The sequence below is a fragment of the Qipengyuania aurantiaca genome, assembly GCF_019711375.1.
GTDB lineage: Bacteria > Pseudomonadota > Alphaproteobacteria > Sphingomonadales > Sphingomonadaceae > Qipengyuania > Qipengyuania aurantiaca.
Genome location: NZ_CP081295.1, coordinates 2,622,968 through 2,636,574, shown reverse-complemented (window position 1 = coordinate 2,636,574; position 13,607 = coordinate 2,622,968). Strand labels below are relative to the sequence as shown.

Here is a 13,607-nt window from a genome sequence, read left to right as displayed (position 1 = left end):
AGCTTATGGGAATCAAGCGATTCTACGACGCGCATGTCATGCCTCGCGTGATCACGCTGGCATGCGGGCAGCGCGGGATCGAGAAACGGCGGCGCGAAGTGGTGCCGCTCGCCGAAGGGCAGGTCTTCGAACTGGGCTGCGGCGGCGGCCTTAACCAGGCGCTTTACGATCCATCGCGCATCACGCGTTTTGCCGGCATCGATCCCCATGCTAAACTGCTCGAAGGCGCGCGGGAGAGGGCCAGGGCCAAGGGCTGGGACCACGACATCCGCGAAGGGGTAGGGGAGGACATTCCTTTTCCCGACAGCAGTTTCGATACCGCCGTGTGCACTTATACCCTGTGCACGGTCGACGATCCGGACAAGGTCCTGAGCGAGCTGCGCCGCATCCTCAAACCGCGCGGGCGGTTGCTCTTCCTCGAACATGGCAAGGCGCCCGATCCCGCGGTTGCGCGCTGGCAGGATCGGATCGAACCTTATTGGAAGCCCATGGCGGGGGGGTGCCATTTGACCCGCCCCATCGGGGCATCCCTTCGCGGAGCCGGGTTTGAGGTCGAGCCCTTGGGGCAGGCCTATCTCGAAAAAACGCCGAAGCTGATGGGCTGGATGGAATGGGGTGTCGCCCGCAGGGCCGGTGCCTGACCTCTTACGAAAAACTCCGCCGAACCTGAGGTCCGGCGGGGTCTTGATCAGTTAGGCGCGAGGATCACTCGCCGAAGGTGCGCTGCCACCAGCCGCGCTTGGGCTTGGCGTCCTTGCTATCCGAGCTTTCGTCCTTTGCGTCGGCAGCCGCTTCGGCGGTCTGCGGTGTGTCCTCGGGACCGGCATCGACGGCCATGTCCTCGGCGACCTGCTCGGCAACTTCGGCAGGCTCGGCCTTCTTCTTGCGGGTCCGCTTGGGCTTGGGAGCCTCGGCTGCGGGCTCTTCCTTGGCTGCAACATCAGCCGGAGCTTCGGCGTCGGCCTTCTTGCGCCGCGTACGCTTCGGCTTGGGCGCTTCCTCGGTCTCGGCAGTAGCCGCCGCTTCGGCATCGGCCTTTTTCTTGCGCGTGCGCTTGGGCTTCGGTTTTTCCTCAGCCTTTGCCTCTTCGCTCGCAGCCTCTTCGGCAGCCGGTTCGTCGGCCTTCTTCTTGCGACGCTGAGCGCGCTTCTTGGGCTTTTCCTCGGCCGCAGCTTTAGCAGTTTCCGGCGTTTCGTCGGGACCCGCAACGACGGCCATATCGTCGGCGACCTGTTCCGAAACGGCTTCGAGCTTTTCCGCGTCTTCTGCGGTCACCTCGTCGCCATTGCCCTTCCCACGGCCACGGCCGCCACGGCGGCGGCCACCGCGACGGCGGCGCTTCTTCGGCTTGTCCTGGCCATTGTCTTCGTCGCTGTCGCTGCCTTCTTCGGCATCGCTATCGTCGTCGTCGCTGTCGTCACCGCTATCGTTCTGGTCGCGGTTCTTGTTGCGACCACGGCCGCCACGGCGGCGGCGGCGCTTCTTGCGGGGACGGTCATCCTCGTCTTCGTCCTCGTCCGAGGTGTCGATGTCGTCGTCCTCGTCTTCCTCGTCATCGACGAGGGCTTCGAACTTCGGCGCGTCCTTCGGCTTGGGGCCGTGGCTGGAGACGCTCATCTTTGCGCCTTCGTCTTCGCCTTCGGGGACGACTTCGACGGTCACCCCGTAGCGTTCCTCGATCTCGACCAGTTCGGCGCGCTTCTCGTTGAGGAGATAGACGGCCGCTTCGGTGCTGGCGGCGAGACGGATCTTCGTGCCCTTGCCCTTGGCCGCTTCCTCTTCGATCAGGCGCAGCGCCGAAAGACCGGCGGAGCTGGCGGTACGGACGAGACCGGTGCCGTCGCAATGCGGGCACTCGCGCGTAGTCGCCTCGAGCACGCCGGTGCGCAGACGCTGGCGGCTCATTTCCATAAGGCCGAAGCTGGAAATGCGGCCCACCTGGATCCGCGCGCGATCATTCTTGAGCGCGTCCTTCATCGCGCGCTCGACCTTGCGGGTGTTCGAGTGGTGCTCCTGATCGATGAAGTCGATCACCACCAGGCCGGCCATGTCGCGCAGGCGCAGCTGGCGGGCGATTTCCTTGGCCGCTTCCAGATTGGTGTGGAGCGCGGTCTGCTCGATATTATGCTCCTTGGTGGAGCGGCCCGAGTTGATGTCGATCGAGACCAGTGCCTCGGTCGGGTTGATCACGAGGTAGCCGCCCGATTTGAGCTGGACCACGGGGTCGTACATCGCTTTGAGCTGGTCTTCCGCGCCATAGCGCTGGAACAGCGGCACGGGGTCGGCATACTGCTTAACCCGGCGCGCGTGGCTGGGCATGAGCATCTTCATGAAGGCCTTGGCCGACTTGTAGCCGTCCTCGCCCTCGACGACGACCTCCTCGATCTCGCGATTGTAGATGTCGCGGATGGCGCGTTTGATGAGGTCGCTGTCTGAATGGATCAGCGCAGGTGCAGCGGACGACAGCGTCCGTTCGCGGATTTCGTCCCACAGGCGGGCGAGATAGTCGAAGTCGCGCTTGATTTCGGTCTTGGTGCGGCTGAGACCGGCGGTGCGCACGATCAGGCCCATGCTGCGCGGCAGGCTGAGGTCGGAGACGACCTGCTTCAGGCGCTTACGGTCGCTGGCCGAGTTGATCTTGCGGCTGATACCGCCGCCGTGGCTGCTGTTGGGCATGAGCACGGTGTAGCGGCCAGCCAGGCTGAGATAGGTGGTCAGCGCGGCGCCCTTGTTGCCGCGCTCTTCCTTGACGACCTGCACCAGCAGAACCTGGCGGCGCTGGATGACGTCCTGGATCTTGTACTTGCGACGCAGCGCCATGCGCTTGGCGCGTGCTTCGTCGACTTCCTTGGCGCGGGTGCGGCCACCCTTGCCCTGGCGACGGCCACGACCACGGCGACCACGGCCCCTGGGCTTGTCGTCGCTCTCGTCTTCGTCGTCGCTGTCGTCGTCGTCATCTTCGTCGCCGTCGAGCTGACCTTCCTCGATGGTGGCGACATCGTCCTTGTCGGAGGTGTCGACTTCCTCGAGCCCGTCTTCGGCGAGGTCTTCGGCGAGCGCTTCGGCGCTTTCGTCCTCGGCGTCGTATTCGTCGCCGGGCATTTCGCCGCGCTCTTCCTCTTCGGCGCGCAGGCGCTGCTCTTCCTCGGCGACTTCCGCCTCGGCTGCGAGCAGGGCGTCGCGGTCTTCCTTGGGAATCTGGTAATAGTCGGGGTGGATTTCGCTAAAAGCGAGGAAGCCGTGGCGATTACCGCCGAAGTCGACGAAGGCCGCCTGCAGCGAAGGTTCGACCCGGGTTACCTTGGCGAGGTAGATATTGCCCTTGATCTGCCGCTTGTCGGCAGATTCGAAATCGAATTCCTCAATCCGGTTTCCCTTGAGGACCGCCACCCGTGTTTCTTCCGGGTGGCGCGCGTCGATGAGCATGCGCGTTGCCATTGATATTTCTCCATGCGCAGCGGGGCGGGGTGAACCCGCCGTACCTGCCGCGCGTCAGTGTTGGGAATCCGCTTGTCCAAGAGGGACTTGCGGCATTCGGGATCCGGCGGACCGCTTTTGCGAGAGGCCGGTGATTCGTGTCTGCGAGGATGCCCTTGCGGGTCTGCCGATCCGTCCGCCCCGCGATCGCTGCAGCGCATTCCTGCGCTTGCGTGATCTGTGTCGGAAGGGAGCGAAGCGTGTCCTGCATCAACCTGTTCATTCGAAGTCGCTGCCGGAATGGCGGCGACCGTCCGGGAGAGTGACCCTCTTCGTCGCGACTTTAACGCGCCGATCGGAGGCACCGGTTCCCCGGAGGTTCCCGTTCGCTAGCACCGTGGGTATCGCTCGGCAACTATATTGCGCTTGAGGCTCGTTAGCTCTTAACCATCGCGCCACATGAACCGGACAGTTCACCTTCTGGCGCTCGTCGCGCTCCCGCTCGCCATCATCGGCGGACTGGTGCTGTTTGCGCGCGGAGCGGGGGTGATCGGGCCTGGCGCGGGCTATGTGATGCGCGTCGATCTGCCGCGCGGCGGGGCCCCGATGGACCTGCCCGAGGTGACGGGCGGAGAAGACTTGCCGCTGGTGGTGATCGATCCCGGGCATGGCGGGCATGACCCCGGTGCCTCGGCACGCGGATACGTGGAAAAGCGCCTAGTCATGGGTCTGGCCGAGGCGCTTCGCGACGAGCTCGAGCGGCAGGGTATTGCGCGGGTCGCGCTGACACGGGAGGACGACACCTACCTCCTCCACAACGAACGCTACCGCATCGCCCAGCGCCTCGATGCCGACCTCTTCCTCTCGATCCATGCCGACAGCGCCGGCGCGGCGGACGAAGTAACAGGCGCGAGCATCTACACGCTGTCCAAGGAAGCTTCGAGCCGGGCAGCGGCGCTTTACGCGGCGAAGGAGAATGCTACCGATGTCATCGGCGGCGTCGATTTGTCGCAGGAGGACAAGGTCGTCAGCGATATTCTCGTCGATCTCTCCCAGCGTCGCACGCAGGAGCGCTCAGTCCGGTTTGCCGAGCTTATCGAGCGGGAAGGGCAGGACTATCTGGAATTTCACCCGCAGGCGCGGCGATCGGCGTGGCTGGCCGTGCTGCGGGCGCCCGACATTCCTTCGGTCCTGTTCGAAAGCGGCTTCATCTCCAACGAGACCGACGCGCAAAGGCTGGCCTCGGACGAGGGGCGCGAGGCCTTTGCCGAGGCAATGAGCCGGGCCATCGCCGTCTATTTCCTGCGCGAGGCGACAAATCGCGAGGGCTTGGACGATTCTTGATCTGGCGCTTCGCTAAAGCTGCGTGCTAGAGGCCGCAGCCGACTATGGTTGCAATTCCCACACTAGACTACGTCCGCCGCCGCCTGACGGGTGACCCTGCGCGGTTCGCCGCGTGGATGCGCGACAACTGGCACCACAGCCGCCGCCTGCGGGTGGCGACCTATATCGTCGGGATCGGCGTCCTGCTGCTGGTGCTGGCCTGGGCCTCGCTTGCGCGCAACCTGCCCGAAGCCGATTCGCTGCTGGAATACGAAACGCCGCTGCCGACCGTGGTGCGCGGCGTCGATGGCGAGATCGTCCACTCTTACGCCCGCGAACGCCGCGTCCAGCTGCAATATGTCGATTTCCCGCAGCCGATGATCGAGGCTTTCCTCTCGGCCGAGGACAAGACCTTCTTCAGCCACAGCGGGGTCGATTTCACCGGTACGCTCAACGCCGTGGTCGATTACGCGACCAAATACGGGTCGGGCGAGCGTGCGGTGGGCGGTTCGACCATCACCCAGCAGGTCGCCAAGAACCTCCTTCTGGGCGACGAATATTCGGTTACCCGCAAGCTCAAGGAAATGATCCTCGCGCAACGCATCGAACAGGTGCTGACCAAGCAGGAAATTCTCGAGCTCTATCTCAACGAAATTCCGCTCGGTCGCCGCAGCTTCGGCGTGCAGGCGGCGGCGCGCGCCTATTTCGACAAGGACGTGGCCGATCTCGACCTTCACGAGACCGCCTTCCTCGCAATCCTGCCCAAGGCACCCGAACGCTATGGCCGCGCTCGCTATGAGGACCTGGCAATCGCGCGGCGCAACTTCGTGCTCGACCAGATGGTTGCCAACGACTTCGTTTCCGCTTCCGATGCAGCGGCGGCCAAGCGCCAGCCGCTCGGTCTTGTCCAGCAGCGCACGGAGCGTTCGGCGGACGCCGGCTATTTCCTCGAAGAAGTTCGCCGCCAGCTGATCGAGGAGTTCGGCGAAACAGCGGAAGACGGCGGCAACAGTGTTTATGCCGGCGGCCTGTGGGTGCGCACTTCGCTCGACGTAGAATTGCAGGATGCCGCGCGCGATGCGCTTCGGGCCCAGCTGCTGCGTTATCACGGCAATCGCGGCTACACCGGCCCGATCGCCACGCTCAATCCTGACAACGGCGACCTGCACGGGCAGCTGCTGTCGTCGAACATCTCGATCAATTATGAAGACTGGCGCATTGGTGTCGTCACCCAGGGCGGTTCAGACGCGAAGGTTGGGCTGACGGACGGCGAGGATTACGACCTTTCCGGCGCACCCTCCTCGATCAAGGTCGGCGATGTGATTGCGGTCGAGGAATCGGGCAATGGTTACCGCATCCGCGGTGTGCCCGAAGTCTCCGGCGCTTTCCTTGCCGCATCGCCCAAGACGGGCCGCGTGCTTGCGATGCAGGGCGGCTTCGACAGCCGTCTCGGCAGCTTCAACCGCGCAACACAGGCGCTGCGCCAGCCGGGCTCGACGATCAAGCCTTTCGTCTACGCCTCCGCGCTCGACAACGGCATGACTCCGGCGACCATGGTTCCCGACCAGACCTTCTGCGTCTGGCAGGGCGCGAATCTGGGGGAGAAATGTTTCCGCAATTTCGGCGGCGGCGGCGGCGGCGAGCACACGATGCGCTGGGGTCTCGAGCAGAGCCGCAACCTGATGACGATCCACATCGCTGACGACACGGGCATGGAAAACGTCACCGAGACGATCAAGCGCCTCGGCATCGGGGACTACGAGCCCTATTACTCTTTCGCACTTGGCGCGGGCGACACGACCGTGGCCAAGATGGTCAACGGCTACGCCGCGCTCGCCAACTGGGGCCGCCAGCACGAAGGTTCGGTAATCGACTATGTGCAGGATCGCCGCGGGAAGGTCATCTTCCGCAGTGATAAGCGCGCATGCACCAGCTGCAACATGGACGACTGGGACGGCCAGCCCATGCCCCGGTTCGAACCGGGCGGGCGCCAGGTGCTCGATCCGCGCACGGCCTTCCAGGTGGTTCATATGCTCCAGGGCGTGGTGACGCGCGGTACGGCGGTGCGCCTGCGCAGCCTCGAACTGCCGCTTTTCGGCAAGACCGGAACGACAAACGGCCCGACCAACGCGTGGTTCGTCGGCGGCACGCCGGATATCATCGCCGGCATGTATGTGGGCTTCGACCAGCCGCGCAATCTTGGCGGGTGGGTGCAGGGCGGCAACACCGCTGCGCCGATCATGAAGCAGTTCATCGAGGAAACGCGCGAGCGCTGGACCAGCGACGATTTTATCGCGCCGCCCGGCATCCGCATGGTCAAGATCGACCGCCGCACCGGCAAGCGCGTGTTCGACGGCACGCCGACCGACGATCCCAAGGCCGCCATCATCTGGGAAGCGTTCAAGCCCGATACCGAACCGGCCCGCTCCACCCGGTCTGACGAACTCGCCGCCAAGCGCAGCGAAATCCTCGACCTCATCCGCCGGGCTCGCGAAGGCGTGCGCGGTCGCCGGGCTGAACGGCGCGAAGAGGAGCCTTCCGACTTCGTCGAGGATCAGGGCGGCATCTACTGACCGGCCCTGTGGGCACAACTTTACAATCGCCGCAGCCGCGCTAGGTGGGCGGACCGAATAGCTGAGGAATTCCCTATGCGTGCCGAAGGGCAGGCCCATATCGACCGTATCCAAGCTGCGCTCGCGCTGGTGCGCCAGTCGCTCGACTGGGAGCGCGCGCTGCGCCGCCTCGATGAGCTGGACGCCCGCGTGCAGGACCCCACCTTGTGGGACGATCCCAAGCAGGCGCAGGCCATCACGCAGGAGCAGAAGCGCCTCGAAACCGCCATCAACACGGTGCGCGAGATCGAGAGCGAGATGAACGATGCGACGGAGTTCGTCGAAATGGGCGAGGCCGAGGGTGACGACGATGTCGTCAACGAAGGCCTGACCAGCCTCTCCGCGCTCGCCGACCGTGCCGACCGCGACAAGGTGCAGGCGCTGTTGTCGGGCGAGGCGGATGCCAACGATTCCTACATCGAGATCCATGCCGGCGCCGGGGGAACCGAGAGCCAGGACTGGGCCGAGATGCTGTTCCGGATGTACGGCCGCTGGGCCGAACGGCGGGGCTTCAAGGTGGAGACGGTCGAATACCAGGCTGGTGACCAGGCCGGCATCAAGAGCGCGACGCTGCTGCTCAAGGGCGAAAACGCCTATGGCTATGCCAAGACCGAGAGCGGTGTGCACCGCCTCGTCCGCATCAGCCCCTATGACAGCTCGGCGCGCCGCCACACGAGCTTCAGCTCGGTCTGGGTCTATCCGGTGATCGACGACGACATCGACATCGAGATCAACCCGTCCGACCTCAAGATCGACACCTATCGCGCGTCGGGTGCCGGCGGCCAGCACGTCAACACGACCGACTCCGCCGTGCGCATCACCCACCAGCCGACCGGCATCGTGGTGGCGAGCCAGAACGATCGCAGCCAGCACAAGAACAAGGCGACTGCGATGAACATGCTCAAGGCGCGCCTGTTCGAACGCGAAATGGCGGAGCGCGAAGCGGCCGCTTCGGGCGAGTATCAGGAAAAGAGCGACATCGGGTGGGGCCACCAGATCCGTTCCTACGTCCTGCAACCCTATCAGATGGTCAAGGACCTGCGCACCGGCGTGACCTCGCCGACACCCGACGATGTGCTCGACGGCGCGCTCGATCCCTTTATCTCCGCCGCGCTTGCCCAGCGCGTGACGGGCGAAACTGTCGAGGTGGAGGACGCCGAGTGAAGGGCAACGCGCCCGTCCTGCTGTCCGCATTCCTCGGCCTTGCGCTGACGGGCTGCGATGCATCCGGTGACGGCGAGCGCCGCTTTCCCGAACCCGATCGACCTGTTTCGGAGGTCGTCTCAGCGCAATTCTCGACCGAGGACCAGCGCGACAGCCGCGGCGAAGCACAGACCGTGATGGACCTCGCCGAGATCGAACCGGGCATGACCGTGGCCGATATCGGCGCGGGCAACGGTTACTATACGGTGCGCCTGGCCGAGCGCGTCGGTTCTGAGGGCAGGGTGCTCGCGCAGGATATCGACCAGGGCGCGCTCGACCGCCTTGGGCGGCGCGTGGAGCGCTACCGGCTTGACAATGTCTCGATCCGGCGCGGTGAATTTTCCGATCCCCGCCTGCCCGACAACAGTTTTGACCGCATCTTCATGGTCCATATGTACCACGAGATCGAGCAGCCGTACGAGTTCCTGTGGCGCATGTGGCCCGCGCTTCGCGCCGAAGGGCAGGTGGTCGTGGTCGATGTCGACCGACCGACTGACGCGCACGGGATCGATCCGTTGCTGCTGTCCTGCGAATTCAGCCGCGTCGGCTATGAACTGGTCGCCTTCAAGGACGCGCCCGAGCTGTCTGGTTATTATGCGCAGTTCAAGGCAGCTGCCGACCGGCCCGAGCCCGGAGAGATAAAGCCCTGTCGCAGCGACAGCGTGACACCGGGCTGAGTGTCGCGCCGGGTTGCGGGAAGAATTCGCGGTGTTTCAGGTATTTGCTGCGCACTGCTAAGCGTGCTCTCAAACGCAGCAGACCGCGTCTTCGGAACGCCCTTTCCAGCACCCCAAGCGCCTGCTAGGCGCGTGGGCAAATAGCAATCAGGGTGAGGAGCACCGCCGAGAATGAGTGATTATCCAACCAGTTTCGATCGCGAGGATCTGCTGAAGTGCGCGCGGGGCGAACTGTTCGGCCCGGGCAATGCGCAGCTTCCCGAACCGCCGATGCTGATGATGGACCGGATCACCGACATTTCGAGCGATGGAGGCGAGCACGGTAAAGGCCATGTCGTCGCCGAATTCGACATCACGCCCGATCTCTGGTTCTTCGAATGCCATTTTCCCGGCAATCCCATCATGCCGGGATGCCTGGGCCTCGACGGTCTGTGGCAGCTGACCGGTTTCAATCTGGGCTGGCGTGGCTGGCAAGGCCGCGGTTACGCTCTGGGTGTCGGCGAGGTCAAGCTGACCGGAATGGTCCGTCCGGATCGTAAAATGCTGAAATATTTTGTCGATTTCACCAAATCGGTCCAAAGCCGCCGCCTGACCATGGGTGTTGCCGACGGCCGGGTCGAGGCCGATGGTGAAGTCATCTATCAGGTTAAGGACATGAAAGTCGCCTTGTCGGAGGCGTGAGGAGAGATATGCGTCGCGTAGTCATAACGGGCTTGGGGATCGTCTCCTCGATTGGTAACAATTCGCAGGAGGTTCTTACCTCCCTGAAGGCCGGCAAGTCCGGTATTACCTTCAACGAGGACATGGCCGAGCACGGCTTCCGCTCGCAAGTCGCGGGTAAGGTCGATCTCGATATTGCCGAGCATGTCGACAAGCGCACCTTGCGTTTCATGGGGCCGGGCGCGGCCTATGCCCATATCGCGATGGGACAGGCTATCGCCGATGCCGGTCTGGAAGAAAAGGACGTCATCAATCCGATGACCGGCGTCATTGCCGGATCGGGCGGTCCTTCCACCTCGGCCATGCTCGCTGCGCACCAGACCGTACTCAAGACCGGCGCTACCAAGCGTGTCGGTCCTTTCGCGGTGCCGAAGACCATGTCTTCCACCGTCAGCGCAAACCTTGCGACGGCCTATCAGATCAAGGGGATGAACTTTTCGATCACCTCGGCCTGCTCGACCTCGCTCCATTGTATCGGGATGGCAGCGCAACAGATCGCGCTCGGCCTGCAGGACGTTATGTTCGGCGGTGGCGGCGAGGAACTGGACTGGACCTTGTCCTGCCTTTTCGATGCCATGGGTGCGATGTCCAGCAAGTATAACGATACGCCCGAACGCGCGAGCCGCGCTTTCGATGCGGACCGCGACGGTTTCGTCATTGGCGGCGGCGGCGCTATCGTCGTCCTCGAAAGCCTTGAGCATGCGCAGGCGCGCGGTGCCAAGATCTATGCCGAAGTAACCGGCTTTTCCGCCACTTCGGACGGTGCGGACATGGTTGCGCCTTCGGGCGAAGGCGGCGAACGGGCCATGCGCGGCGCGCTCCAAACCTTGGCCGAAGATCGCAAGGTCAGCTACATCAACGCGCACGGCACATCGACGCCGGTGGGCGACGTTGGGGAAATCGAAGCCGTCCGCCGCGTCTTCGGGGAAGGCGCAACGCCGCCGGTGAGTTCGACTAAATCCATGACCGGTCACAGCCAGGGGGCCACCGGCGCGCAGGAAGCGGTCTACTGTCTGCTTGCGCTGGAACATGATTTCATCATCCCCTCGATCAACGTCGAAACGCTCGATCCTGCGCTCAAGCCGGAAGAGATCGCCACCGAGCTGGTCGAAGATGCAGGCCTGGACACGGTGATGACCAATTCCTTCGGCTTCGGAGGGACCAACGGGTCGATGCTGCTTTCCAAGTTCCGGGCGTAAGACCGTGGAACTTGGCGGAAAGGAAGACAAATGACGGTCGTTCTCGAAGGTAAGCGCGGTCTCATCATGGGTGTCGCCAACGACCGCTCGATTGCATGGGGCATCGCCAAGGCCTGCGCCGAGGCGGGCGCGGAACTGGCGTTCACCTATCAGGGTGACGCTTTCGGAAAGCGGCTCGAGCCCCTGGCGCAGAGCGTCGGTTCGGATTTCATGCTCGATGTCGACGTCACCGACGAAGCCTCGATGGACGCCGCTTTTGCCGAGTTGGAGAAGCGGTGGGGCCGTCTCGATTTCGTCGTTCACGCGATCGCGTATTCGGACAAATCCGAACTGACCGGCCGAATCCTCGACACCTCGCGCGCGAACTTCAAGAACTCGCTGGATATCTCCGCCTACAGCTTCATCGAGGTGGCGCGCCGCGCTCATCCCATGATGGTGGAGAATGGCGGCACTTTGCTGACCCTCACTTACATGGGGTCGACGCGCGTAACGCCCAACTATAACGTCATGGGCGTTGCAAAGGCTGCACTGGAAGCCAGCGTTCGCTATCTCGCCAACGATCTCGGACCGGATGGAATTCGGGTCAACGCGATCAGCCCCGGCCCGATGAAAACGCTCGCCGGAGCGGCCATCGGCGGCGCGCGCCGGACCTACAAGCACACCGAGGCCAACGCGCCGATGCGGAGCAACGCAACGCTGGATGCGGTGGGCGGGACGGCGGTCTATCTCTGCTCGGACGCTGGGTCTTGCACGACCGGCGAGATCCTACGCGTCGACGGCGGGTTCCACGTCCTTGGCATGCCGCAGCAGGATAATCTGTGATCCGGTAATTCCCGTGCGTATCCCGGTTGGGATCCCCATCCGACCAGCAGGAGCCTAACGCCAGAGCTGCATCGACTTGATCGCCTCGGGCATTTTCTCGTCGGTGTCGGGCCGCGAGAGGGTGCGTTCGACGATCCGCCATTTGCGGCTCACCTTGCCCTTTTGCCACAGGTCCATGAGCCAGGTGTCGCCCGACCATTCGTGCTCGCCCATCATCGCGTCCAGCGTCAGGCGGGTTGCGAAGACGGCGGTCGCGCCGTGGCGGCGGACGTAGACTTCGTCGAAGCGGTAGCCGTTGCAGCGAAAGCGGGTGGTGGCCGCTTCGAGCCAGCTAGCCCGGTCGAGGATGGCGGGCTTGGTCGAGCCCAGCAGGAAGATGAAGTCGCGCGCGGCGAGTTTCTTCATCTGGTTGCGGTCGCGCTGCACCCAGCTGCGCATCCACAGGTGCTCGAGAGCTTCGATCTTGGCAGCAAATTCGTCCATGGGATTAGTCGCTTACAGCATGGCGCGAGGGGGGCAAGCCTTGTCAGGCAAGGCCGCTGAGCACCTGGTCGGGCGGACGATGGCCGTCGGCCCACATGCGGATATTGGCGATGACCTTCATGCCCGAATCCTCGCGCCCTTCGCGCGTGGCGCTGCCGATGTGAGGCAGGGTCATCACATTGGGGTGGCGGATGAGCCGCTCGTCGACATTGGGCTCGTCGGGATAGACATCGAGCCCTGCACCCGCCAGCTGGCCGCTTTCCAGCGCCGCGATGAGCGCCTCCTGGTCCACCAGGTCGCCGCGGGCGGTGTTGATGAGGCTGGCGCCCTCCTTCATCAGTGAGAGGCGCCGTGCGTCGATCATGTGGCGGCTTTCGGGGCTTGCCGGGCAGTGCAGGGTGAGGATGTCGGCCTCGGCCATCAGTTCGTCGAGCGTTTCGACCCAGCGCGCGCCGAACATCCGCTCCACCGCCACCGGCAGGCGCTTGCGGTTGTGGTAGGCGATCTCGAGACCGAAGGCGCGGGCCCGGTGGGCGACCGCCTGGCCGATCCGGCCCATGCCGACGATACCGAGCGTCTTTCCGCCCAGCTTGCGGCCGAGCATCGCGGTCGGCGCCCAGCCGGTCCATTCGCCGCTGCGGATAAGCTGCACGCCTTCGCGGATGCGGCGCGGCACGCCGATGATGCCCGCCATGGTGAGGTCGGCAGTGTCGTCGGTGAAGACGCCGGGCGTGTTGGTGACGATGATCTTGCGTTTCGCCGCGGCCTCGAGGTCGATATGCTCTGTCCCGGCACCGAAATTGGCGATCAGGCCGAGGTTCTCACCGGCCTGCGCAATCATCTCGGCATCGATACGGTCGGTAACCGTGGGCACGAGGACATCGCAGTCCTGCATCGCCTCGACCAATTGTTCGCGGGTCAGCGGCATGTCGCTCGCGTTCGTGCGCACCTCGAAGAGTTCGCCCATGCGCTCTTCGACCGCGGGGCCCAGCCTGCGGGTGACAGTGACGCGGGGAGTACGGGTCAGCCGCTTTTGCGGCGCGAGGTTGCTGTCGCTTGTCGGTTCCATGCAATCACGCTCGCTACGCTTAGGGCATTGGAGCGGTCAAGCGGTGCTTGTTTGGGAGCGAGCCTGCAGCTATTGGACAGGG

At 64.2% G+C, this 13,607-nt stretch carries 11 protein-coding genes; 8 read left to right on the top strand and 3 right to left on the bottom strand.

What is annotated here, in order from left to right; translation table 11 throughout:
- The first annotated feature begins 5 nt into the window (after nt 1–5).
- The gene (locus tag K3148_RS12840; RefSeq protein ID WP_221425152.1) at nt 6–641 is read left to right on the top strand and encodes a class I SAM-dependent methyltransferase; all 636 of its coding nucleotides are present in this window, start codon (nt 6–8) and stop codon (nt 639–641) included.
- Nucleotides 642–705: 64 nt separating this feature from the next.
- Here K3148_RS12840 and K3148_RS12835 read toward each other — a convergent pair whose 3' ends face one another.
- Entirely contained in the window at nt 706–3,438 is a 2,733-nt protein-coding gene (locus K3148_RS12835; RefSeq protein WP_221425151.1) for an Rne/Rng family ribonuclease, read from the bottom strand.
- A gap of 438 nt (nt 3,439–3,876) precedes the next feature.
- Here K3148_RS12835 and K3148_RS12830 point away from each other — a divergent pair, with 438 nt between their 5' ends.
- The 7 genes from K3148_RS12830 (at nt 3,877) to K3148_RS12800 (ending at nt 11,973) form a co-directional block, all read left to right on the top strand.
- On the top strand, nt 3,877–4,761 hold the full coding sequence (locus tag K3148_RS12830) for an N-acetylmuramoyl-L-alanine amidase family protein (protein ID WP_221425150.1): 885 nt from the start codon (nt 3,877–3,879) through the stop codon (nt 4,759–4,761).
- 44 nt (nt 4,762–4,805) lie between these two features.
- Nucleotides 4,806–7,313, top strand: coding sequence for a penicillin-binding protein 1A (locus K3148_RS12825; RefSeq protein WP_425594641.1), 2,508 nt, complete (start codon nt 4,806–4,808; stop codon nt 7,311–7,313).
- A gap of 75 nt (nt 7,314–7,388) precedes the next feature.
- The gene (prfB, locus tag K3148_RS12820; RefSeq protein ID WP_221425149.1) at nt 7,389–8,516 is read left to right on the top strand and encodes a peptide chain release factor 2; all 1,128 of its coding nucleotides are present in this window, start codon (nt 7,389–7,391) and stop codon (nt 8,514–8,516) included.
- Nucleotides 8,513–9,232 carry a class I SAM-dependent methyltransferase gene (locus K3148_RS12815; RefSeq protein WP_221425148.1) on the top strand — a complete coding sequence of 240 codons (720 nt, stop codon included), beginning with the start codon at nt 8,513–8,515 and terminating at the stop codon, nt 9,230–9,232. The genes prfB and K3148_RS12815 overlap by 4 nt, the downstream gene beginning before the upstream one ends.
- A 171-nt stretch (nt 9,233–9,403) precedes the next feature.
- Nucleotides 9,404–9,913, top strand: a complete 510-nt coding sequence (fabA, locus tag K3148_RS12810; RefSeq protein WP_221425147.1) for a bifunctional 3-hydroxydecanoyl-ACP dehydratase/trans-2-decenoyl-ACP isomerase — start codon at nt 9,404–9,406, stop codon at nt 9,911–9,913.
- Between the two features lie 8 nt (nt 9,914–9,921).
- Complete coding sequence (locus tag K3148_RS12805; RefSeq protein WP_221425146.1) at nt 9,922–11,151, top strand: beta-ketoacyl-ACP synthase II; 1,230 nt, start codon at nt 9,922–9,924, stop codon at nt 11,149–11,151.
- 30 nt (nt 11,152–11,181) lie between these two features.
- Nucleotides 11,182–11,973 (top strand): enoyl-ACP reductase FabI, encoded by a 792-nt coding sequence (locus tag K3148_RS12800; protein ID WP_221425145.1) that lies wholly within the window; start codon nt 11,182–11,184, stop codon nt 11,971–11,973.
- Between the two features lie 54 nt (nt 11,974–12,027).
- Here K3148_RS12800 and K3148_RS12795 read toward each other — a convergent pair whose 3' ends face one another.
- Both K3148_RS12795 and K3148_RS12790 read right to left on the bottom strand, forming a co-directional pair.
- Nucleotides 12,028–12,456, bottom strand: a complete 429-nt coding sequence (locus tag K3148_RS12795) for a nuclear transport factor 2 family protein (protein ID WP_221425144.1) — start codon at nt 12,454–12,456, stop codon at nt 12,028–12,030.
- Between the two features lie 43 nt (nt 12,457–12,499).
- Nucleotides 12,500–13,525 carry a 2-hydroxyacid dehydrogenase gene (locus K3148_RS12790; protein WP_221425143.1) on the bottom strand — a complete coding sequence of 342 codons (1,026 nt, stop codon included), beginning with the start codon at nt 13,523–13,525 and terminating at the stop codon, nt 12,500–12,502.
- Nucleotides 13,526–13,607 lie beyond the last annotated feature (82 nt).